Consider the following 23,470-nt stretch of genomic DNA (forward strand, 5'->3'; position numbering starts at 1 on the left):
AAACACGACCATGACCTGCCTAAGGGAGTTTTTCAACACATTTGGCCGAACCAGCCGTTCGCCCGGTCGGGCGAAATCTAGCCAGAAACTGGCCGTTCGCTCCGCCGGCCGATGTGGTTGGCGTCGCAGCTGCACTGGACGTACGTCAAGGTGGACCTCTGAAACCATTTCCGCAACCCGATACCAATACGCTGACCGCCGGCGAGCTCTGGGCTCACCGGGAGGCAATGGAGGCCGCCGCCGCATCCTTGCTCGGGCACATGCTGTTCGAGTTCTCTCGCATCGACGTGAATCTCGGCCTTTGCCTCGTGTGGGTCGATAGCGGTGCGAACCTAGAGAGCCTGACGCCGAAGGTTGCCGAACTGTCGTTTCACAGCAAGCTCAGAGAGCTTGCGAAGCATGTGCAGCTTAAATTGCCGGCAGGTTCGAAACGCAGGGCAGCGTACGACCGCTGGATTGATCGCATGCACATGGCCAGGGCCGAGAGAAATCGACTTGTCCATGGACGGTGGGGCATTGAGGCGCACCGAAACAAGGTCGTAAACGTTGTCGGCTTGCCTACAGGCGGTGGTCAGCAGGAGATCGAGTACTCCATCGACGAACTAGCCGCAGTCAATGAAGAACTGAGGTCACTTGAGCTCGAGTTGCGGCGGCTTAGGACTCACTGGCCGCTCTGACAGAGACGATCATTCGCGTCCCGCGGACTGCCTCGGCCGTGGCAATTTTGGGGGAGGGCCAAAGTCACGCATGTCCAGTTGGCTGTTGAGTTCGCCGATCTCTGACCCTTTTAGCGCCGGCGCGCGGCGGCGGCCAACTGGAAGTCCACCTTGGCCCTGCCAGCTGTCAACGCCTCCGCACTGGTGCGATACCTCCGGGAGGTGCTCACCGCCTTCGAAGTGTCCTCCACCCCAGGGGGCAAAAGCTTACAAACCCAACCTTCGGAGGTGAATGCCCAGGAGGCGTACCAGCGGGCGTGCAGCGTCCAGTCCTTGTAAGACTCGCGAACGACTGACGATGAGTTCAGGGAACGGACGGCCATTGTGCAGGCTGGGGTTGGAGGATGAAGGGCAACGCGATAGCGCTGCGCTTACGCAAGCCGATCCTTCACGAAGGCATGTAGCAGAGTCATTGGCTGTGGATTGCAGTTGACATCATCGACGTCGTGCTGAAAATGCCAAGCCTTTGCTTCCCCCATATGTGCCCGCAGGGGGCGGTTGCATTGAGGACAGGAGCATCCGCACAGGCGACCGTGCGCAGTGGCAGGGTTTAGATCGCGGATGTTGACGAGCCGGTCATCACGACGGCCATAAATGAAGTGCGCCGGCATTCGAGGGGATGCTGGCTAGCCTGCTCGCAGGTGAACGAACCAGATGGCGCCGAACAATGTCAAAAGCGCTAGCACTGTGATCTGCTGGCTTTGCAATTCCTCGCCAAGCAGCAGCGTTGCATAGTGCTCGCAGTTGAACTTCACAAGGTCATAGGCTGGCGTACGCCCAATCGACATAGAGGCACGCCATTGAATTTGCTGATAGCTTGTGATTGAAGCCGCACGCTCGAACATCACGGGCTTTTCCTGGGCGAACTCGTCAAAGCTCACCAGTTCGGCGCCCGTGCGTGTCATGTGAGCGACCTGGCCTGAGGGCAACAGAACCCCGACGTGTTTGCCGGCACCCGTTAGCTTGGCCCGAGAGACGAGGCCGACAAAGTTAGGTTGATTCGTCGAAAACATAGCGATCCTATTTTCCTGATCCAAGTAGCCAGACCAATGCAGCGACGACGCCGGCGCCGACCAGTAGCTGCTTGAGTTGTTCCTGAGCTTGTTCTTTCTTCTGGTCGGCCGTCCGCTGAAACTGATCCATCAGGGCCAGTTGGTACGCGGTTGGCGACAACAGCCCGCGCTCCCATTTGCTGACTGTCATCGCATGCACGCCAAAGAGCTGGCCGAACTCAACCTGCGATAGGCCGAGTGCGCGGCGAAGAGAGGTGATGCTTGTGGGTGGCATAAGCCAGATGATAACCCAAAGGCTAAGCCATAGCTTATATTTTGGCGACTCAAGGAGGAAATTCTGAAAGGGTGTCGGTGTGCCGGAGACTGACGGCGCGATTCGGTCGTGGCGATGTGGTGCGCTGGTTAGCGAATGCCCCTGTGAATAGTGCGCATGCAATTGGACGCCTGAGGCCGTTCACAACCGGTACTGACATGGCTTGCTCATCGAGCGACGGATGCGTATGGCCTCATCGAGCGTTCGATACTTCTTCACGAGGGTTGGGTCACTCCATTCGGATTCGGCGCGCGTTAGCCCCTGGCACCCACCACTGCTCGCGCCGCGGCCAGAGCTTCCCGGATCCTGCGGACTTCGGAGGCCGCCGCCTCGTTGATCTCTGCATCGCGCTGCGCTTTTGCCTTGTCTCGGTCGCCGCGCCTAAGTACGCGGAGAAAGACCCAGCCACCAGCACTTCCGACCACCCCCGCGAGCCACACGACCCAGGCAAAGTGGATGAGGAAACCGGACGTGACGTCCTTGTTCATCAGCGCAATCATTGAAAAGAAGCCAACGGACGAGACGATCATCATCGTGATGACGGCATTGGCCAACTTCGTCCGGTCCGGGACGCGGATCGGCGTTGCGATCTGACGTTTTCGGTCTGCGTCGACCTCGAGCAATTCGCGTTCGAGTCGCGGAATGGCCAGCTCTGCCGCGGTTTTGTCCGTGCCGCGCTGAACAAGCGCAATGGCGTCCTCCAACTTCTGGAGACGCACGACACCACCACGTCGAACTACTTCCTGCTGGGTGCGGCAGTAGCCGCAGGTCAGGTGGTCGACGTCAGGTTCGACCTCGAGATTCGCCCCGCACCCTGCACAGCGCAGAGCCATCGCGCGATGGTGGTTAGAGTCGCCGATACGCTCGCGCGCCCTCGTCATTTGTGCTTCGTCCATGTTTCCCGTCCTCGCGCGGCAGTGTATCGGCGCGAAGGACGCGGCGGCTCCGAAGCCAGCAGGATCTGGCAGTTTTTGAAGACGTGGTGGAAGGGCTAACGCCTCGTCCGAAGACGCGCCACCAGGCACCGCCAATTTTTTGAATCCTTGCGGGTCTGTCAGACGTGATGTTGAAATTTTCTAGGGAGAGGAAACATGTACATCCTTAAATCGCCAGACCCTGTCTGGCGAATCTGCCAAGCAAGAAGAACATGTGCATCTGCCGCAAGTTCTGGCGGCTGAACCTCCGACCGAATTGACCATCAGGCCAAAGAACGCCCCTCGGTTGGCTGCTCGCATAGCCCACTCGCCACCTGCATTTCTGCTGGCCTCGACGACGCGGCGACCGACTTCCCAGTAGCTTGCCGTCATCAATGAATTGACGTTCCGAGCAGCCGCCTGCCTTGGCAGCATCCAACAGTTCGACGATGTCGCCCCGGATAGCGGCGTATCCGCTCGGCAAGGTCGCGGCGCTTGCCTTGGAAGAAGGAATTGCGTTCCTCATGACGTGGCCCCTTCCGATCGAGATCCGGCGGGGGTATGCCACTGCAACGCGTCAGCACTGCTCTCGGAATCAGGCATCAAGATGGGCAACGCACCGGCAAGAGAGCCCCCTCCACCACGCTCATCTTATCTCCCTTGCTGTCGCGAACTCCGTGCAACCGGGCATCGCCAACGTCTTGCCCGCAGTCAGATCATCGAGCAGATCCGCCCACAACTGGATCATCTTGCGCCGCTGATTCAGGAAAGTGGCGCGGTCATAGGCGCTACCCAGTTCCTCATCGGAGCCATGTGCCAGATGCCGCTCGATCACCTCACGATCGCATCCCAGCAGTTCACGAATCAGGGTCCGGGCGGTGGCGCGGAACCCGTGGCCCGTGATCTGCTCCTTGGTGTCGTACCCCAACGTGCGCAGCGCACTGTTGATAGTGTTGTCGCTCATGTAGCGCGTCTTCTCTGAACGCTTCGACATGCTTCGGAAGATCGGCCCGCTGGGACCCGTCAGCGGATAGATGTCGCGCAGGATTTCGACCGCCTGCGTCGGTAGCGGCACGAGGTGAGCCGGCGTGCGTACATCGCGCTTCTTCCACTCCCGCAGCTTCATCTTCTCGGGCGGGCAACGCCACAGCGCCTGGTCGAGATCCACATCTTCCCAGTGCGCCAGCCGCAACTGACCTGGCCGCTGGAACAACAAGGGCGAGAGCTGCAGCGCCGCGCGGGTGATGATGTTGCCGTTGTAGGCACGTATGTCACGAAGCAACTGGCCGAGCTTCTGCGGGTCCGTGATGGCCGCGTAGTGGCGCGTTCGAGGTGGCGGCAAGCCAGCCGTACGGCTGTTCACGAAGTTCTTTGCCGGCTCCAACGCCCCCACATCGACGGCGTACTGGAACACGTGCTGCACCGCCTCACGAACGCGCTGCGCCGTCTCGAGATTGCCGCGCTCCTTGATGCGGTGAAGGCATCGGACGACCTCGGTCGGCAAGATGGCCTCCATGGCCAGCGCACCGATCCACGGGAAGATGTGCAATTCCAGATGGCGCATCACCTTCTCGGCATAGCCGGCGGACCATGTGCGGTCTTTCCACGCCTGCGCGTGCCATGCACGGGCAGTCCGTTCAAAGGTATTGAGGCGGGCGACGCGAACACGCTCTCCCTCCACCCGCCGTGCCTCGCGTGGATCGACTCCATCGGCACGCTTCTCGGCCTCGGCACGCGCCTTCCTGCGCGCAGCGGCAAGCGTCACGACCGGGTAGTGCCCGATGCTGAGCTTGGCCTCCTTGCCATGCCGCTTGTAGCGATAAACCCACGCCTTGCCGGTAGGGCGCACGCGAAGGTAGAGACCGTCGCCGTCCGCCAGCAAATATTCCTTGTCCCGCGGCGCTGCCGCCTTGATCAGAAGCTCGTTGAGTTGCCCCATGGTGTACCCAAAATCGACTGCGATTGAAAAGCAGTCTGGGGTACACCGTGGGGTACGCGCAAGAACGGGACTTTGTGAGATTCGGTGATGCCGCTTGAGCCGCCTTTTTGAGGCTAAGTCCTTGATGTACAAGGACTTTTGAGCTGTCTTGGGATCTACCGAGAAAGAAAAATGGTGGCCTGGGGCGGAATCGAACCACCGACACGCGGATTTTCAATCCGCTGCTCTACCAACTGAGCTACCGGGCCATTGTGTGCAGCCCTAGATTATACAGCGCTTCTGCGCCCTCTTGAAAGATCGACGCCAAGTTGTTTGAGCTTGCGATAAAGATGGGTGCGTTCCAGGCCGGTTTTCTCGGCGACGCGAGTCATCGAGCCGTTCTCCATCGCAAGGTGGAATTCGAAGTACGCCTTCTCGAAGCCGTCGCGGGCATCGCGCAGCGGGCGGTCGAGGTCGAAGCTCTGCGTCGACTGCGGACCGACATCGGGCACCGGCACCGAAGCCAGCGAGGCCATCAGCAGGCTGTCGCCCGTCGTCGTGATCGCCGCTGCCTGGTGACCGCCGACGGGCGTGGGCACCACGCCGGCCGCGGCGCGCCGTGCGCTCTCGCGGGCAAGCCCCTGCTCCACGGCCTTGAGCAGCTTCTGCAGCGTGATCGGTTTTTCGAGGAAAGCGAAAGCGCCAATGCGCGTGGCGTCGACTGCCGTATCGATGGTGGCGTGGCCGCTCATCATGATGACGGGCATGCTCAGGAGGCCGGCTGTGGACCACTCCTTGAGCAGCGTGACGCCGTCGGTGTCGGGCATCCAGATGTCGAGCAAAACGAGGTCGGGCCGCGCGCGTTGCCGCGCGGCGCGTGCCTCGGCGGCGTTCTCCGCGAGCTCCACGTTGTGGCCTTCGTCATTGAGAATTTCGAAGAGCAGGTCCCGGATGCCCAGCTCGTCATCGACCACGAGAATGTTTGCCATGAGTGCTGCTTGTTGTGTGCGCTGGTATGTGTTTGTCCGCTGGCCCATCCAGCGCCCTCGCGCTGGAATTTGTTGGCGCTCAGGCGGTGGAAGACTTCGAGTCTTCGGTGTGAGCGGCCGCTGCCCGCGGCTCGCCTGCCAGCGCGAATGATAGCGAGACTTGCGCCCCTGCCACAGTCCCGTCGACAACGCGGTTGGAAAGCTCGATGCGCGCGCCGTGCTCGTCGGCGATCTTCTTGACCACCGCGAGCCCCAAACCGGTACCTTTTGTTTTCGTCGTGACGTAGGGTTCGAAGGCGCGCTTCAGGATATTTTCTGCAAAGCCCGGGCCGCTATCTTGCACTGTCAGCCGCACACGCTGGCCCGAATCGCCCAGCCGGGTGCGGATGACGACTTCGCCCGCCCTGCCCGTGCTGCTGGCAGCGGCTTCCGCGGCATCCTGCGCGTTCTGCAGCAGGTTGTGGATGACCTGGCGGATCTGCTGCTCGTCGCCGCGGATCGGCGGGCAGCGCTCGTCGAGCTCGAAGCGCAAGGCGATGGGCAGGTTCTCGGCGTTGTAGAGCTGCAGCACGTCGGCCAGCAGCGCATTGAGATCGACCGGCTTCAGGTCGGCCGCGGGCAGCCGCGCGTAGTCACGGAATTCGTTCACCAGCCGCTTCATCGCATCGACCTGGTCGACGATGGTCTTCACCGACTTCACCAGAATCGCCTGCTCGGGCGCCGCCACCTTGCCCGAGAGCTTCATCTCGAGTCGCTCGGCGGAAAGCTGGATCGGCGTGAGCGGATTCTTGATCTCGTGCGCCAGGCGCCGCGCCACCTCGCCCCAGGCCTGCGCGCGTTGGGCCGACACGATCTCGGAGATGTCGTCGAACACCAGGAGCCGCGCGGCACCGGGCAACTCCGCACCGCGTGCCACGATGTTGATCGCGCCGTCCTGCTGGGGCAGGTCCATGCCGGTGGCGTGCAACTCGAAGGCGTGCTGCCAGTGGTCCAGGCCGTGCTGCATGCGCTCGACCTGGAACTCGTCGAACTGCTGCTGCACCTTGGCGCCGAAGTCGGCCAGGCCCGGCACGTCGATGAGCGCCTGGCCTTCGTAGGCGGCCAGCGGCGCGCGCAGCACGCGAGTGGCGCCGGGATTGGTCGAGAGCACGGTGCCCTTGGCGTCGAGCACGATCACGCCCGAGGTCAGGTTGTCGAGGATGGTCTGCAGATTGGCGCGGGCTGCGTCGAGTTGGCCCATGGTCTTCTCGACGGCCCCGCGGGCGTCGGCCAGCTGCTGCGTCATGACCGCGAACGAGCGCGTGAGCCCGCCCAGCTCGTCCTTGCCTTGCAGCACGGCGGTGGGTCGCAGGTCGCCGGCCGCCACCTGGCGCACGCCGTCGGCCAGCACGAGCAGCGGGCGCGCCAGCTGGTTGCCGAACAGCACGGCCAGCAGCACCGCGCCGAACACGGCGAGGAACAGGCTCAGCGTGAGCGTGCCGATGTACATGCGGCGCAGCCCCCCGCGTGCAAGCGCTCGCTCCTGGTATTCGCGATTGGCCTCTTGCACGTCCAGCGCGTTCTTGACCACGGCCGGCGGCAGCGGCCGCGTGACCTGCAGGTAGCGCGGTGCGGTGTCGAAGTCGAAGCCCGGCCGCTGCACCATGGCGAGCGCGCGCACGCTCGCAACGGGCTGGGTGGCGCCGGGCGCCGCGGTTTCGTCCAGCCCCTCGACGTGCGCTAGCGGGCGGTCGGGGCGCACTTGGCGAAACTGCTGCGCCGTCGGCCGCTCAGGGTTGAGCTGGAAGCGCGAGGTGCCCGCGCCTGCGATGAGCTGGCCGGAGCCGGTCCACAGCACCACGTCGCTCGCCTCGAGCTGGTCGCGGATGCGCTCCAGCGCGAGACCGGCGCTCGCATCGGACACCGACGACAGCTGCGCGCTGGCGACACGGGTCTTGGCCGCGAGGTCGTCGGACAGCGAATCGAGCGTGGCGCGCCCGAGATTCAGGCCGGCGTCCAGCGCCCCTTCGACCTTGACATCGAACCAGCTCTCGATCGAGCGCTCGACGAACTGGTAGGACACGACGTACACCAGCGCCCCCGGCACCACGCCCACCAGCGCGAAGATGGCGGCCAGCTTGATCAGCAGCCGGCTGCCGAACTTGCCCTGGCGCAACCGCCGCAGGAGCCGGAAGGCGACCCAGCCGATCACCAGCACCAGCAGCACCGCCACCACGACGTTGATGCCGAACAGGCGCACGTAGTAGCGCTCGTACAGCTCCCGGTTGTTGGTGGCCTGGGCCAGCAGGAACATCAGCACCAGGCCGATGGCCGTGACCATGGCCGCGCCGACGCTCACGGCCCAGCGCATCGCGCGCGAGCGGCGTGCGGCAGGCGTGGCCGCTGCGCCGCTGCGCGGCTTGGTGCTCACTGCTGCTTCTCCAACGTCAGCCGCGCGGTGCGCTCGGCCGAGATGTTCCAGTCGGCCTGCCCGACCACGCCGATCTGGAACGGCCGCGGCAGCTGGGACGTGTCGAGCCGGAAGCGGAACATCACCTGGTGCTGCGTGTCGTCGCCGATCTCGGCGGCATCGCCCATGCGCAACCGGCCGATGCGCTTGATGGCCTCCAGCGCATCGCCGAGGCTGTCGAAATTCTGGTTCAGCGAGATGCCGAAGCCGGCAGCACCGGTGATCGGCACCGGCGACACGTTGAGCCGCCAGCGGCGGGTGAGCGGCTGGTAAGCCAGTCGCATGTGGCGGGTGACCTGGGCGACCTTGCGGTCGGTCCAGTACCAGCGCTCCTGGTACATCTCGGCCTCGGCCACGAAGTAGATGGCGATGCCCTTGTCGAGCACTTCTTCGACCAGCGAGGGCAGTTCGAACTGCACGCCAGCGCTCAGGTAGACGCCGTCTTCGGACTGCTCCAGGCGCATCTGGGTGATCGACGCACCCGGACGATTCTGCGCGGCCGCCGGGGCCGGCAACCATGCCAGCAGCACGGCCCAGACCAGCAGGAAAACGGCCGCGAGGACCGGTCGGCGCGGCCGAGCGGACTCAGCGCTTTTCAAGCAGGGCGTAGAAGAAGCCGTCGTGGTCACCTGAGGGATTGTCCGGGACGCCACGGACATTCCCCCCGCTTTGAGGCAGCAAATGGCCTGGGGACGGTTGCAATCGTGCGTCAGTGTTGTGTGCAAGAAACGCATCAATTTGTTGCGAGCCCTCTTCCCGGAACACGGAACAGGTGCAGTAAAGAAGCCGGCCGCCGCGGCGCACGAGCGGCCAGAGTGCGGCCAAAAGCGCAGCCTGCTGGGACGCCAGTTGGGCGGTGTCGCTCTCGCGGCGCAGCCAGCGGACGTCGGGGTGGCGGCGCACGATTCCCGAGGCGGTGCATGGCGCATCGAGCAGGATGGCGTCGAAAGGCGTGCCGTCCCACCAGTCGGTGGGGCGCGCCGCATCGGCCACCACCACCTTGGCCTCGAGGCCGAGGCGGCTCAAGGTTTCGTCGATGCGACGGCTGCGGAGGGCATCGACCTCGAGGGCGATCACCTCGGCAGCGCCGGGGCCGGCCAGTTCGAGCAAGTGGGCGGTCTTGCCGCCGGGCGCCGCGCAGGCGTCGAGCACGCGCAGTGGCGCGGCACCGGGCTTCAGCGGCAGCAGGCCTTCGAGCAGCAGGGGCGCGGCCATCTGTGCGGCTGCGTCCTGCACCGAGGAGGCGCCGTCCGCGAAACCGGGCAACTGCTGAACTGGCCGCGCGCGTTCCAGCTGGAGGCCGCTGGCACCGACGCGCATGGCCGGGAGCCCTGCGGCTTCCAGCTCTGATAGATAAGCAGCGGCCGTCGATTTCCGGGTGTTGACGCGCAAAGTCATCGGCGCCTGTGCGTTATCCGCATTCAGGATCCGCTGCCAATCACGCGGATGGTCGCGCTTGAGCTTCTCGATCCACCAGCGCGGATGGTTCCACTGCGCAACCGGTTCCTGGTCGGTGATGGCGACGAGTTCGTCGCGCTCGCGCAGGAACCGGCGCAGGCACGCATTGATGAAGCTGGCCTGCGCCCGGGTCGCCGGGTTGCGCTTGGCCGCTTCGACGGCCTGGTCGACCAGCGTGAAGGGCTCGTAGGGCGCGCGTTCGGGGTCCCAGGCCAGGCCCAGCGCGGTGCAGAGCAAGGCGTCGGGCAGCGGCGGCGGCGTGCGCTTGGCCAGGTGGCGGCGCAGCGCCTCTGCGCGGCCGAGCCAGCGCAGCACCTGGAAGCCGAGCGCCTGCACGCCGGGCCGCAATGCGGGCTCGACAGCCTCGAACGCAACGGAGCCCGAGGTGCCGGCGCGGATCGACGCGAGCGCCCCCGCCGTCAGTTGCAGTTGGCGCCACAGCGGTGGCTGCAGCGAGGGCGCTGCGTTGCCGGGGGAATCGGAAGGTAGTTCGGACAAGTTGGGGCGGATGGTAACGGGCGGGCCAAAGGCACTACGCCGTGCAATACAAAGAAGGAAGGCGCCTTTTCATTCAGCGCAAGGGTGCGGCCGGGCGCAGACGCACGGCCCATGCCACCAGCAGCGCCGGGAACTGGACGATCGCGTCGTTGTAGTGCCCCACCGCCAGGTTGAACTGGCTGCGCGCGATTTCCGCCGCCGCCGAGGGCTCGGGCCAGGCGATCGGCTCGGCCGCATTCGGCGGCGCCGCGACGGCGTTGGCGCCGGCCTGGGCCGGCGCCGGCCGCGAGAGCGTCCCGTCCGCATCGAAGACCGTCACCGCATCCGGGTGCTGGCGCTGCCACGCAGAGAGCAGCACCTGCAGCGCGGTGCCCAGCGCGGCCATGCCGCCGGCGTCGAGCGGATGCAGCCGGGTCGCGCCCAGCAAAGTGGCCAGTTGGGTGGTGGCCGCCTGCAGCGGCGCGATCGACGACAGCATCTCCTGCGAAGGAGGCTCCGCCTGCGGCGCGGCGCTGATGCTGGCCTGGACGAAATCGAGCTGCTTGCCCAGCGCGGCATCGAGCGTCGCATAGGCCTGCAGAACGGCCGCACGCAGGCGCACCAGCCGGTTGTAGGCACCGACAAACCAGAACAGCAGCACCGCAATGACGATCCAGCTGACCAGCGATTCGGGCAACACACTCATCGGGGACGAAACCTCATGGGAAGCACAAAGAAAAACGCCCCCCAACCTTGGGGGGTCGAGGGGCGTGGGGTACCGGTCATGGCCGGTGATGCTAGCCGCTTATTCGGTTGCGGCGCCTTCGCTGGCGTCGGCCGTGCTCGTCGCATCGCTCGAGGAACCCGCCAGTTCGGCGGCTTCGGATTCGGCGATGGCGCGGCGCTCGGCGTCGTCCATCGCGTCCTTGGCCCTGCGTGCCTGGTGGTACGCCATGCCGGTGCCCGCGGGAATCAGGCGGCCGACGATGACGTTTTCCTTCAGGCCGCGCAGCTCGTCGCGCTTGCCCATGATCGCGGCTTCGGTCAGCACGCGCGTCGTTTCCTGGAAGGAAGCGGCCGAGATGAACGAGTCGGTGGACAGCGATGCCTTCGTGATACCCAGCAGCAGGTTCGTGAACGTCGCGGGGATCTTGCCTTCGGCGCGCAGGGCGTCGTTGGTGTTGAGCATTTCGCTGCGTTCGACCTGTTCGCCGGAGATGTAGTTCGTCTCGCCGATGTTGTCGACCACCACGCGGCGCAGCATCTGGCGAACGATCACCTCGATGTGCTTGTCGTTGATCTTCACACCCTGCAAGCGGTACACGTCCTGCACTTCGTCCACGATGTAGCGCGCGAGCTCTTCCGAACCCAGCAGGCGCAGGATGTCCTGCGGATCCGCCGGACCGTCGACCACGGACTCGCCCTTGTTCACCACCTGGCCTTCGTGCACCAGGATGTTCTTTTCCTTGGGCACGAGGTCTTCGTAGACGCCGCCTTCGGGATCGGTGATCTGCAGGCGAATCTTGCCCTTGGTCTCTTTACCGAACGACACGGTACCGGTCATTTCGGCCAGCATGCCCTTGTCCTTCGGCGAACGGGCTTCGAACAGCTCGGCCACACGCGGCAGACCGCCGGTGATGTCTCGCGTCTTCTGGCCTTCGACCGGGATACGGGCCAGCACTTCGCCGGGGCCCACGTCCTGGCCGTCGCGGATCTGGACCAGCGAGCCGATCGGGAAGCCGATCGTCACCGAGTGGTCGGTGCCCGGGATCTTCACTTCGGCGCCGGAGGCGTCGATGAGCTTCACCTGCGGGCGAACGACCTTGGCGGCGCCGCGGCGCTTCGGGTCGATCACGACCAGGGTCGACAGGCCGGTCACTTCGTCCACCTGCTTGGCAACCGTGAGGCCTTCCTCGACGTTCTCGAACTGCGTCTTGCCGGCGAATTCCGTGATGATCGGGCGCGTCAGCGGATCCCAGTTGGCAAGCACGTGGCCGGCCTTGATCTGCTGGTCGGCCTTGACGGCCAGGATCGCGCCGTACGGCACCTTGTGGCGTTCGCGCTCGCGGCCGTGTTCGTCATGGATGACGATCTCGCCCGAACGTGCAATCACCACCAGCTCGTTCTTGCTGTTGGTCACGTAGCGCATCGTGGCGTTGAAGCCGATCGAGCCGTTCGACTTGGCTTCCACGCTCGAAGCGATGGCCGCACGCGAAGCGGCACCGCCGATGTGGAAGGTACGCATCGTCAGCTGCGTGCCGGGTTCGCCGATCGACTGCGCCGCGATCACACCGACGGCTTCGCCGATGTTGATCAGGCCGCCGCGGCCCAGGTCGCGGCCGTAGCAGGTCGCGCAGATGCCGAAGCGGGTTTCGCAGGTCAGCGCGGTGCGGACCTTGACTTCGTCGACGCCCTGGGCTTCCAGGACTTCGATGTTGTCTTCGTCGAACATCTCGCCGGCCTTAAGCAGCACCGAACGGTTTTCCGGGTGCAGCACGTCGTCCGCAGCCGAGCGGCCGAGGATTCGGTCGCGCAGCGACTCGATCACTTCACCGCCTTCGACGATGGCGCGCATCAGGTAACCGCCGTGCGTACCGCAGTCCTGCTCGGTCACGACCAGGTCTTGCGTCACGTCGACCAGACGACGGGTCAGGTAACCCGAGTTCGCCGTCTTCAACGCCGTGTCGGCCAGACCCTTACGGGCACCGTGGGTGGAGATGAAGTACTCCAGCACGTTCAGGCCTTCGCGGAAGTTCGCGGTGATGGGCGTCTCGATGATCGAGCCGTCCGGCTTGGCCATCAGGCCCCGCATGCCGGCCACCTGGCGAATCTGCGCTGCGGAACCGCGGGCGCCGGAGTCGGCCATCATGTAGATGGAGTTGAACGACTCCTGCTCGACTTCCTTGCCGTGGCGATCGATGACGCGCTCCTTGGAGAGCTTGGCCATCATGACCTTCGACACTTCGTCGCCGGCCTTGCCCCAGATGTCCACCACCTTGTTGTAGCGCTCGCCGGAGGTCACGAGACCGGAGACGTACTGCTGTTCGATCTCCTTCACTTCCTTGGCGGAGCGCTCGATGATGCCGTGCTTCTCGGCGGGCACCAGCATGTCGTCGATCGCGATCGAGATACCGGCCTTGGTCGCCAGGCGGAAGCCGTTCTGCAGCAGCTTGTCGGCGAACACGACGGTCTCTTTCAGGCCGCACTTGCGGAACGAGACGTTGATGAGCTTGGAGATTTCCTTCTTCTTCAGCGCCTTGTTGATGTTCGAGAACGGCAGGCCCTTGGGCAGGATCTCGGACAGCAGCGCACGGCCCACGGTGGTGTCCACGAGCGAGGTCGACGGCGTGAAGACGCCGGTTTCCTTGTCCTTGGTGTATTCCGTGATGCGCACTGCCACCTTGGCGGTGAGCTCGACTTCGTTGGCGTCCAGCGCGCGCTGCACTTCACCGATGTCGGAGAAGATCAGGCCCTCGCCCTTGCCGTTGATGCGGTCGCGGGTCGTGTAGTACAGACCCAGCACCACGTCTTGCGAAGGAACGATCGACGGTTCGCCCGAAGCCGGGAACAGCACGTTGTTGGAGGCCAGCATCAGCGTGCGGGCTTCCATCTGCGCTTCCACCGACAGCGGCACGTGAACAGCCATCTGGTCGCCGTCGAAGTCGGCGTTGAAGGCCGCGCAAACGAGCGGATGCAGCTGGATCGCCTTGCCTTCGATCAGGATCGGCTCGAACGCCTGGATGCCCAAACGGTGCAGCGTGGGCGCACGGTTCAGCATGACCGGGTGTTCCTTGATCACTTCTTCCAGGATGTCCCAGACCACCGGCGTGCCCGATTCGACTTCCTTCTTGGCAGCCTTGATCGTCGTCGCGATGCCCATGGCTTCGAGGCGCGAGAAGATGAAGGGCTTGAACAGTTCGAGCGCCATCAGCTTGGGCAGGCCGCACTGGTGCAGCTTGAGCGTCGGGCCCACCACGATGACCGAACGGCCCGAGTAGTCCACGCGCTTGCCCAGCAAGTTCTGGCGGAAACGACCGCTCTTGCCCTTGATCATGTCGGCCAGCGACTTGAGCGCGCGCTTGTTGGCGCCCGTCATGGCCTTGCCGCGACGACCGTTGTCCAGCAGCGAGTCGACAGCCTCTTGCAGCATCCGCTTTTCGTTGCGCGCGATGATTTCCGGAGCCTTCAGCTCCAGGAGGCGGCGCAGACGCGAATTGCGGTTGATGACGCGGCGGTACAGGTCGTTCAGGTCGGAGGTCGCAAAGCGGCCGCCGTCCAGCGGCACCAGCGGACGCAGGTCCGGCGGCAGCACGGGCAGCACGTCCAGCACCATCCACTGGGGCTTGATGCCCGACTTGCGGAAGGCTTCCAGCACCTTCAGGCGCTTGGAGTTCTTCTTGACCTTGACTTCGGAGCCGGTCAGGTCGCCACGCAGGCGTTCGATCTCGCTGTCGAGCTCGATGCCTTCCAGCAGGTCCTTGATGCCTTCGGCGCCCATCTTGGCGACGAATTCGTCACCGAATTCCTTGCGCTTGGCGTCGTAGTCGTCCTCGGACATGATGCCGAACTTCTTCAGCGGGGTCATGCCGGGGTCGGTGATCACATAGGCTTCGAAGTACAGCACGCGTTCGATGTCGCGCAGCGTCATGTCGAGCACGAGGCCCAGGCGCGAAGGCAGCGACTTCAGGAACCAGATGTGGGCGCAGGGCGCGGCCAGGTCGATGTGACCCATGCGCTCGCGACGCACCTTGGTCTGCGTGACTTCAACGCCGCACTTCTCGCAGATCACGCCGCGGTGCTTCAGGCGCTTGTACTTGCCGCACAGGCACTCGTAGTCCTTGATGGGGCCGAAGATCTTGGCGCAGAAGAGACCGTCGCGCTCGGGCTTGAACGTGCGGTAGTTGATCGTCTCTGGCTTCTTCACTTCACCGAAAGACCACGAGCGGATCTTCTCGGGCGAAGCCATGCCGATCTTGATGGCATCGAAATGCTCATCGGGCGTGAATTGCTTGAACAGGTCGAGTAGCGATTTCATAAGACTCTTTCCCTTTTCAAATTAAGAACGCTCGAGCTCGATGTCGAGCCCCAGCGAACGAATTTCCTTGACCAGCACGTTGAACGATTCCGGCATGCCGGCTTCGATCGAGTGCTCGCCCTTGACGATGCTTTCGTACACCTTGGTACGGCCTTGCACGTCGTCGGACTTCACGGTCAGCATTTCCTGCAGGACGTAGGCGGCGCCGTAGGCTTCCAGCGCCCACACTTCCATTTCCCCGAAACGCTGGCCGCCGAACTGCGCCTTGCCGCCCAGCGGTTGCTGCGTGACGAGCGAGTACGGGCCGGTCGAACGGGCGTGCATCTTGTCGTCGACCAGGTGATGCAGCTTCAAGAAGTGCATGTAGCCGACAGTGACGGGACGCTCGAACTGGTCGCCGGTGCGGCCGTCGTACAGGTACGCCTGCGTGCGCGTATCGGTCAGGCCCTTGAGCTTGGCGATGTCGTCCGGGTAGGCGAGCTTCAGCATGCCGCGGATTTCTTCTTCCGAGGCGCCGTCGAACACCGGCGTGGCAAACGTCGCGCCGCTTTGCAGGTTGGCTGCCATGGCGAGCACGTCGGTGTCGCTCAACTGGGCGAGGTCTTCCGGACGGCCCGAGCCGTTGTACAGCTGCTCCATGAACTTGCGCACTTCGGCCACCTTGGCCTCTTGCTGCAGCAGGTCGCCGATGCGCTGGCCGATGCCCTTGCCGGCCCAGCCCAGATGCACTTCGAGCACCTGGCCCACGTTCATCCGCGAGGGCACGCCCAGCGGGTTCAGGCAGATGTCGCACGGCGTGCCGTCGGCCATGTGGGGCATGTCTTCGACCGGAACGATCTTGGACACCACACCCTTGTTGCCGTGGCGGCCGGCCATCTTGTCGCCGGGTTGCAGGCGGCGCTTGACGGCCAGGTAGACCTTGACCATCTTGAGCACGCCCGCAGGCAGCTCGTCGCCCTGCGTGAGCTTCTTGCGCTTCTCTTCGAACGCGAGGTCGAAGCTGTGGCGCGTTTGCTCGAGCGAGTTCTTGATCGACTCGAGTTGCGTTGCCACTTCGTCTTCCGCCGGGCGGATGTCGAACCAGTGGAACTTCTCGACCGACGCCAGGTAGGCCTTGTCGAGCTTGGTGCCCTTGGCCAGCTTGTTCGGGCCGCCGTTGGCGACCTTGCCGGTCAGCAGCTTCTCGATACGGTCGAACGCGTCGGCTTCGACGATGCGCAGCTGGTCGTTCAGGTCGAGGCGGAAGCGCTTGAGTTCATCGTCGATGATCTGTTGCGCGCGCTTGTCGCGCGTGATGCCTTCGCGGGTGAACACCTGCACGTCGATCACGGTGCCTTGCGAGCCCTGGTCCACGCGCAGCGAGGTGTCCTTCACGTCGGAAGCCTTCTCGCCGAAGATGGCGCGAAGCAGCTTCTCTTCAGGCGTCAGCGTGGTCTCGCCCTTCGGCGTGACCTTGCCGACCAGCGTGTCGCCCGGCTGCACTTCGGCGCCGACATAAATGATGCCGGATTCGTCGAGGCGGTTGAGTTGCTGCTCGGCCAGGTTCGGGATGTCGCGCGTGATTTCCTCGGCGCCCAGCTTCGTGTCGCGAGCCATCACCACCAGTTCCTCGATGTGGATCGAGGTGTAGCGGTCTTCGGCGACGACGCGTTCGGAGATCAGGATCGAGTCTTCGAAGTTGTAGCCGTTCCAGGGCATGAACGCGATCAGCATGTTCTGGCCGAGGGCCAGTTCACCCAGGTCGGTCGATGCGCCGTCGGCGATCACGTCGCCCTTGGCGATCTTGTCGCCGCGCTTGACGATCGGACGCTGGTGGATGTTGGTGTTCTGGTTCGAACGCTGATACTTGATCAGGTTGTAGATGTCCACACCGACTTCACCGGCAGCCGCTTCGGCATCGTTCACGCGCACCACAACGCGCGTTGCATCGACGTAGTCGACGATACCGCCGCGGGTGGCCGTGACCACGGTGCCCGAGTCGACCGCGGAGACGCGCTCGATACCGGTACCGACCATCGGCTTTTCGGGACGCAGCACGGGCACGGCCTGACGCTGCATGTTGGCGCCCATCAGCGCGCGGTTCGCATCGTCGTGCTCCAGGAACGGCACGAGCGAGGCAGCCACCGACACGATCTGCGCGGGCGACACGTCCATGTACTGGACGCGTTCGGCACCGACCAGGATCGATTCGCCGGCTTCACGCGCCGAGACGAGGTCACCGGTCAGCTTGCCGTCCTTGTCCAGGGTCGCATTGGCCTGGGCAATGACGTACTTGCCTTCCTCGATGGCCGAGAGGTAGTCGATCTCGTTGGTGACCTTGCTGTCGGCCACGCGGCGGTACGGCGTCTCGATGAAGCCGTACTCGTTCAGGCGGGCGTACAGGGCCAGCGAGTTGATCAGGCCGATGTTCGGGCCTTCGGGCGTTTCGATCGGGCACACGCGGCCGTAATGGGTCACGTGCACGTCGCGCACTTCGAAGCCTGCACGTTCGCGCGTCAGACCACCCGGGCCAAGGGCCGACACGCGGCGCTTGTGGGTGATTTCGGACAGCGGGTTCGTCTGGTCCATGAACTGCGACAGCTGCGAGGCACCGAAGAATTCCTTCAGCGCGGCCGAGATGGGCTTGCTGTTGATCAGGTCGTGCGGCATCAGAGGCTCTTGCTCCGCTTGACCCAGACGTTCCTTCACGGCCTTCTCGATACGTGCCAGGCCGGTGCGGTACTGGTTCTCGGCCAGTTCGCCGACGCAACGTACGCGGCGGTTGCCCAGGTGGTCGATGTCGTCGACTTCGCCGTTGCCGTTGCGCAGGTCCACGAGGATCTTGACCACGGCCAAGATGTCTTCGTTGGTCAGCACCATCGGGCCGGTGGATTCGTCGCGGCCGACCTTGGCGTTGAACTTCATGCGGCCCACGCGCGACAGGTCGTACGTGTCCGGGTTGTAGAACAGGCGCTGGAACAGGGCCTGCACCGCGTCTTCCGTCGGCGGCTCGCCGGGGCGCATCATGCGGTAGATGGCCACGCGGGCTGCGAACTCGTCGACGGTTTCGTCGATGCGCAGGGTTTGCGAGATGTACGCGCCCTGGTCCAGTTCGTTCGTGTAGATGACCTGGATGTCCTGCACGCCGGCCGTGCGCAGCTTCTTGAGCAGCGCTTCGGTCAGTTCGTCGTTGGCCTTGGCCAGGATTTCACCCGAATCGGCGTCCACGATGTTGCGGGCGATGACGCGGCCGACCAGGAAGTCTTCCGGCACGCTGATGTGCGTGGTGTTCGACTGTTCGAGTTCACGCGTGTGGCGCGCGGTGACGCGCTTGTCCTTGGCGACCACGACCTTGCCCGACTTGTCGGTGATGTCGAAGCGCGCGACTTCGCCACGCAGGCGCTCGGAGACGAACTCCATCTGCGCGCCGCTGTCCATCAGGCGGAAGTTGTCGTTCACGAAGAAGTTCGCGAGGATCGATTCCGGGTTCAGGCCGATGGCCTTCAGCAGGATCGTGACCGGCATCTTGCGGCGACGGTCCACGCGGAAGTACAGCATGTCCTTCGGGTCGAATTCGAAGTCGAGCCACGAACCGCGGTAAGGAATCACGCGGGCCGAGAACAGGAGCTTGCCCGAGCTGTGCGTCTTGCCCTTGTCGTGTTCGAAGAACACGCCGGGCGAGCGGTGCAGTTGGGACACGATCACGCGTTCGGTGCCGTTGATGATGAACGAACCCTTTTCGGTCATGAGCGGCACTTCGCCCATGTAGACCTCTTGTTCCTTCACTTCCTTGACCACCTTGGACTGCGACGTCGACGACTCGCGGTCATAGATGATGAGCTGGACCTTGGCGCGCACGGCCGAGGCGAAGGTCAGACCACGGGTCTGGCATTCACGCACGTCGAAAGCCGGCTTCGCGAGGTTGTACTCGAGGAACTTCATCTCGACAAAACCGTTGTGCGAGACGATCGGGAAGGCGGCGTCGAACGCGGCCTGCAGGCCTTCGACGGTGCGTTGTTTGGGGGCGATGCCGGCTTGCAGGAACGCGGTGTACGCGTCTTTCTGCATCTGCAGCAGGTAGGGGATTTCGACGACGCTGTCGCGGTTACCGAAACTTTTTCGGATGCGCTTGCGTTCGGTGTAACTGTACGCGGACGATTGGGCCATGAGAGCTCCGGAGCTTGAGATCTTCAGCGACTTGTCAGCAGTGCCTGGGCACTACTGCTTGGCGGCTGGCCACTACCAGCCGTTGGCGGACGGCGATGCGTTGCACATCGCCCGAACCAAGGGGTCTTCTGCAGTCGGGGTCAGAAGACACTCGAAAAACACATCGGGATGGCGTCTTTCGGGTGCGCTCTGAAAGCGGCAAAGGCTGGAGGGCCTTTTCAGGCACCTCCAGCCCTCTAGGGGGACTGAATTACTTCAGTTCCACCTTGGCGCCAGCTTCTTCCAGCTTCTTCTTGGCGGCTTCAGCGTCAGCCTTGGACAGGGCTTCCTTGACAGCCTTGGGAGCGGCTTCCACCAGGTCCTTGGCTTCCTTGAGGCCCAGGCCGGTGATTTCGCGCACTGCCTTGATGACCGACACCTTGTTCGCGCCGACATCGGCCAGCACGACATTGAATTCGGTCTGTTCTTCCACTGCAGCAGCAGCGGCGCCACCACCAGCGCCGGCCGGAGCGGCCATTGCTGCGGCGCTCACGCCGAACTTCTCTTCGATGGCTTTCACCAGGTCGTTGAGTTCCAGGACCGTCATGCTGTCGAGCGCGGTCAGAAATGCGTCTTTATCGAATGCCATTTTTGTTTCCTAACAATTGGGTTGAATACTTCAAACGCAAGGCTTAAGCAGCCTGCGCTTCTGCCGGTGCTTCGGCGACGGGTGCAGCTTCGCCTTCGCCACGCTTCGCAGCCAGCGCCGCGAGAACGCGTGCCGTGCGGGAAACGGGGGATTGCATCAAGCCCAGCAATTGGGACAGCAGCACTTCCTTGGAAGGGATGCTGGCCAGTTGCTTCACGCCGTTGACGTCCAGGGCCTTGCCGCCAAACGCACCACCGCGAATCACCAACTTGTCGTTGGTCTTCGCGAAGTCGGCCACCACCTTGGCGGCGGCCACTGCGTCTTCGGAAAAGCCGTAGATCAGCGGACCGGTCATCTGGTCGCCGACGACTTCGAATGCGCTACCAGCGACAGCACGGCGTGCCAGCGTGTTCTTCAACACGCTGAGGGTCACACCCTTGCTGCGAGCTTCGCTGCGCAGTTTGGTCATATCGGCAACCGTGATGCCACGGTATTCCGCCATCACGAGCGTTTGAGCTTTAGCGGCGAGGCTGGTCACATCACTGATGACCGCTTCTTTCTCACTGCGATTCAGACTCAAGGTCTACTCCTTTTAATGCGACCTTCGGCCGGGGCCTAGGATCGCGCTTTCATGCAGCGACCAACTGTTTCGGAACAAAAATCAAATTCCTTGCAGCGGGATCGCCATCTGCGCTGGATACCGGAAGGATCGATCCGGCAATTAAGTGCAGCGCCCTGCACACCAGCGGTCTTGGATGGCTCGCGGCAACCGAAGCTGTCGCGACCCACCACATTCGCCCCGCTCCTTTCGGAGCCGGGCAAATCTCTTCAGCTCGCCGAGATGGTTTGCGTGTCCACGCGGACACCCAGACCCATGGTCGACGACACAGCCACCTTGCGCAGGTACACGCCCTTGCTGGTCGCCGGCTTGGCCTTGACCAGAGCGTCGATCAGCGCGGCGAGGTTGCCCTGCAGCTTGTCGTTGTCGAACGAGCGACGGCCGATCGTGCCGTGCACGATGCCAGCCTTGTCGACGCGGAACTGGACCTGGCCAGCCTTGGCGTTCTTCACGGCCGTGGCAACGTCCGGGGTCACGGTGCCAACCTTGGGGTTGGGCATCAGGCCGCGCGGGCCGAGGATCTGGCCGAGCGTACCGACGACGCGCATGGCATCGGGGGCAGCGATCACGACGTCGAAAGGCATGTCGCCAGCCTTGACCATCGCAGCGAGGTCGTCCATGCCGACGATGTCGGCGCCGGCGGCCTTGGCTTCTTCAGCCTTGGCGCCCTGGGCGAACACAGCCACGCGCTTGGTCTTGCCGGTACCGTTGGGCAGCACGACGGCGCCACGAACGACCTGATCCGACTTCTTCGCGTCGATGCCCAGTTGCACGGCCACGTCGATCGATTCGTCGAACTTGGCGGTGGCGGCATCCTTGACGATGACGATCGCGTCAACAAGCGGGTACAGCTTGTTGCTGTCGACCTTGCCTTCGAGCGCTTTTTGCTTCTTGGTGATCTTGGACATTTACACGCCCTCCACATTCACGCCCATCGAGCGGGCAGTACCGGCGATGGTGCGAACCGCGGCGTCCATGTCGGCAGCGGTCAGGTCCTTCATCTTGGTCTTGGCGATTTCTTCGAGCTGAGCGCGCGTGATCTTGCCGACCTTGTCGAGGTGCGGGCGAGCCGAACCCTTGTCCAGCTTGATCGCCTTCTTGATCAGCACGCCGGCGGGCGGCGACTTGATGATGAAGGTGAAGCTCTTGTCGGCGAACGCGGTGATGACCACCGGCAGCGCCAGACCCGGCTCGTAGCTCTGCGTCTGCGCATTGAACGCCTTGCAGAACTCCATGATGTTCAAACCACGCTGGCCCAGTGCGGGACCGATCGGTGGTGATGGGTTGGCCTTGCCAGCTGGCACTTGCAGCTTGACGAAGCCGACGATTTTTTTCGCCATTTTTTGCTCCTTGCGGGTGATATCGCCTTGGCCTTCGCCGCAGCTCCCCGGGGTTGGACGACTCTTCTGCTCTAGGCCGCGCACCGAGTCGGATAGCGCGCAGCCGGAAATGGTTCAGGCCTTGCGGCCCGAGGCTCAGGTCTTCTCGACCTGGCTGAATTCGAGCTCGACGGGCGTGGAGCGGCCGAAAATCATGACCGACACGCTGACCTTGCTCTTCTCGTAGTTGACGTCTTCCACCGTGCCATTGAAGTCGGTGAACGGGCCTTCCTTGACGCGCACGAATTCGCCCACGGTGAACTCGACCTTGTGGCGCGGCTTCTCGGTGCCCTGCTGCATCTGGCTGACGATGTCCTCGACCTCTTTCTGCGAGATCGGGGCCGGACGGTTCTTGGCGCCGCCCACGAAACCCGTCACCTTGTTGGTGTGCTTCACCAGGTGCCAGCTCTCGTCGTCCATGATCATTTCGACCAGCACGTAGCCCGGGAAGAAGCGGCGCTCGGTGGTGCGCTTCTGGCCGTTCTTGATCTCGACCACTTCTTCGGTCGGGACCAGGATGCGGCCGAACTTGTCCTGCATGCCGGCGCGGTTGATGCGCTCGAGGATGTTGCGCTCGACAGCCTTCTCCATGCCCGAATAGGCATGCACCACGTACCAACGCAGATCAGGGTTGGCGGCGGGAGCCAGGACCGAGGTGTTTTCCTCTTCCGGAATGCTCGGCGTGGTTTCAACTGCGTCGTCGGTCATTTATTTTCTCCAGCCCAGAATGAGGTCGAAAAACACCCATTCGAGCGTCTTGTCGGTGAGCCAGAGGAAGACGGACATGATTGCCACGAAGGCAAACACGTAAGCCGTCATCTGCATCGCTTCCTTGCGGGTCGGCCAGACGACCTTCTTGACCTCGCGCCACGAGTCACGGCCAAAGGCCCACAACTGACGGCCATTCTCCGAGCTGCCGAAGGCACCCACGGCCGCGGCCAGGCCGACCAGCAGCGCAGCCCATTGCACCAGCGAGCCTTGGCGCGACAGCAGATAGAACGCCACGATGGCGCCCACTGCCAGCACCACAGCCGCGGCCAATTTGGCCTTGTCGGCGCCCGTGCTCACGGTTTCGATTTGAGAAGTGGCCATGTTTGGCTGGTTTCCTGTGGTCTTTCGACCTTCAATTCAATGCGTCTCTTGAGACGCCGAAGCCCATCGGGTCACGATGGGCTTTTTCTGCCTCCCGTCGGGACGCGACGGGCTTTTTTCGGAGGCGCCACCTAGGTGGCAGGGGCAGTAGGAATCGAACCTACAACCTTCGGTTTTGGAGACCGACGCTCTGCCAATTGAGCTATACCCCTCCGGTACTCTTTTCGCTCGGCTTAGATGTCGAGGATCTTTGCCACGACGCCCGAACCCACGGTACGGCCGCCTTCACGGATGGCGAAGCGCAGGCCTTCTTCCATCGCGATC

18 protein-coding genes, 2 tRNA genes and 1 pseudogene are annotated in these 23,470 nt (G+C 63.6%); 1 reads left to right on the top strand and 20 read right to left on the bottom strand.

Annotated elements, in window-relative coordinates; all coding sequences use genetic code 11:
* Positions 1-41 precede the first annotated feature (41 nt).
* Complete coding sequence (locus M2282_RS29665) at positions 42-677, top strand: hypothetical protein (protein WP_280812359.1); 636 nt, start codon at positions 42-44, stop codon at positions 675-677.
* A 665-nt stretch (positions 678-1,342) separates the two neighbouring features.
* Here M2282_RS29665 and M2282_RS29670 read toward each other — a convergent pair.
* The 20 genes and pseudogenes from M2282_RS29670 to M2282_RS29770 all read right to left on the bottom strand — a co-directional run.
* Positions 1,343-1,621 carry a hypothetical protein gene (locus M2282_RS29670; RefSeq protein ID WP_280812360.1) on the bottom strand — a complete coding sequence of 93 codons (279 nt, stop codon included), beginning with the start codon at positions 1,619-1,621 and terminating at the stop codon, positions 1,343-1,345.
* A 115-nt stretch (positions 1,622-1,736) separates the two neighbouring features.
* Positions 1,737-2,003 carry a helix-turn-helix domain-containing protein gene (locus tag M2282_RS29675; protein ID WP_280812361.1) on the bottom strand — a complete coding sequence of 89 codons (267 nt, stop codon included), beginning with the start codon at positions 2,001-2,003 and terminating at the stop codon, positions 1,737-1,739.
* Between the two features lie 293 nt (positions 2,004-2,296).
* Entirely contained in the window at positions 2,297-2,938 is a 642-nt protein-coding gene (locus M2282_RS29680) for a hypothetical protein (protein WP_280812362.1), read from the bottom strand.
* A gap of 664 nt (positions 2,939-3,602) precedes the next feature.
* Positions 3,603-4,895 carry a tyrosine-type recombinase/integrase gene (locus M2282_RS29690; RefSeq protein WP_280812363.1) on the bottom strand — a complete coding sequence of 431 codons (1,293 nt, stop codon included), beginning with the start codon at positions 4,893-4,895 and terminating at the stop codon, positions 3,603-3,605.
* Between the two features lie 172 nt (positions 4,896-5,067).
* Positions 5,068-5,143 (bottom strand) — tRNA-Phe (locus tag M2282_RS29695).
* Between the two features lie 18 nt (positions 5,144-5,161).
* Positions 5,162-5,863 carry a response regulator gene (locus M2282_RS29700; RefSeq protein ID WP_280812364.1) on the bottom strand — a complete coding sequence of 234 codons (702 nt, stop codon included), beginning with the start codon at positions 5,861-5,863 and terminating at the stop codon, positions 5,162-5,164.
* A gap of 79 nt (positions 5,864-5,942) precedes the next feature.
* Positions 5,943-8,273, bottom strand: a complete 2,331-nt coding sequence (locus M2282_RS29705) for a sensor histidine kinase (RefSeq protein WP_280812365.1) — start codon at positions 8,271-8,273, stop codon at positions 5,943-5,945.
* Positions 8,270-8,836, bottom strand: a complete 567-nt coding sequence (locus tag M2282_RS29710; protein ID WP_280812371.1) for a DUF4390 domain-containing protein — start codon at positions 8,834-8,836, stop codon at positions 8,270-8,272. Before M2282_RS29710 ends, M2282_RS29705 begins: the two co-directional genes overlap by 4 nt.
* A 61-nt stretch (positions 8,837-8,897) precedes the next feature.
* Positions 8,898-10,223, bottom strand: a complete 1,326-nt coding sequence (gene rsmB, locus M2282_RS29715) for a 16S rRNA (cytosine(967)-C(5))-methyltransferase RsmB (protein ID WP_280812372.1) — start codon at positions 10,221-10,223, stop codon at positions 8,898-8,900.
* A 118-nt stretch (positions 10,224-10,341) separates the two neighbouring features.
* Complete coding sequence (locus M2282_RS29720) at positions 10,342-10,953, bottom strand: lema family protein (protein WP_280812366.1); 612 nt, start codon at positions 10,951-10,953, stop codon at positions 10,342-10,344.
* A gap of 99 nt (positions 10,954-11,052) precedes the next feature.
* Positions 11,053-15,282, bottom strand: coding sequence for a DNA-directed RNA polymerase subunit beta' (gene rpoC / locus M2282_RS29725; RefSeq protein ID WP_280812367.1), 4,230 nt, complete (start codon positions 15,280-15,282; stop codon positions 11,053-11,055).
* Between the two features lie 21 nt (positions 15,283-15,303).
* A complete protein-coding gene (rpoB, locus tag M2282_RS29730; protein WP_280812368.1) occupies positions 15,304-19,428 on the bottom strand; it encodes a DNA-directed RNA polymerase subunit beta in 4,125 nt (1,374 codons plus the stop codon).
* A 250-nt stretch (positions 19,429-19,678) separates the two neighbouring features.
* Complete coding sequence (gene rplL, locus M2282_RS29735; protein ID WP_013539108.1) at positions 19,679-20,056, bottom strand: 50S ribosomal protein L7/L12; 378 nt, start codon at positions 20,054-20,056, stop codon at positions 19,679-19,681.
* Between the two features lie 43 nt (positions 20,057-20,099).
* Complete coding sequence (rplJ, locus tag M2282_RS29740) at positions 20,100-20,636, bottom strand: 50S ribosomal protein L10 (RefSeq protein ID WP_013539107.1); 537 nt, start codon at positions 20,634-20,636, stop codon at positions 20,100-20,102.
* A 248-nt stretch (positions 20,637-20,884) separates the two neighbouring features.
* A complete protein-coding gene (gene rplA, locus M2282_RS29745; RefSeq protein WP_280812369.1) occupies positions 20,885-21,583 on the bottom strand; it encodes a 50S ribosomal protein L1 in 699 nt (232 codons plus the stop codon).
* Complete coding sequence (rplK, locus tag M2282_RS29750; RefSeq protein WP_013539105.1) at positions 21,584-22,015, bottom strand: 50S ribosomal protein L11; 432 nt, start codon at positions 22,013-22,015, stop codon at positions 21,584-21,586.
* 135 nt (positions 22,016-22,150) lie between these two features.
* On the bottom strand, positions 22,151-22,762 hold the full coding sequence (nusG, locus tag M2282_RS29755; RefSeq protein WP_280812370.1) for a transcription termination/antitermination protein NusG: 612 nt from the start codon (positions 22,760-22,762) through the stop codon (positions 22,151-22,153).
* The gene (secE, locus tag M2282_RS29760; RefSeq protein WP_007831049.1) at positions 22,763-23,146 is read right to left on the bottom strand and encodes a preprotein translocase subunit SecE; all 384 of its coding nucleotides are present in this window, start codon (positions 23,144-23,146) and stop codon (positions 22,763-22,765) included. It lies immediately after the preceding gene.
* Positions 23,147-23,282: 136 nt separating this feature from the next.
* Positions 23,283-23,358, bottom strand: a tRNA-Trp gene (locus M2282_RS29765).
* A 21-nt stretch (positions 23,359-23,379) separates the two neighbouring features.
* Positions 23,380-23,470: pseudogene (locus tag M2282_RS29770) on the bottom strand (elongation factor Tu); the annotation flags it as partial.

This window comes from Variovorax boronicumulans, assembly GCF_029892485.1.
Classification (GTDB): domain Bacteria; phylum Pseudomonadota; class Gammaproteobacteria; order Burkholderiales; family Burkholderiaceae_C; genus Variovorax; species Variovorax boronicumulans_B.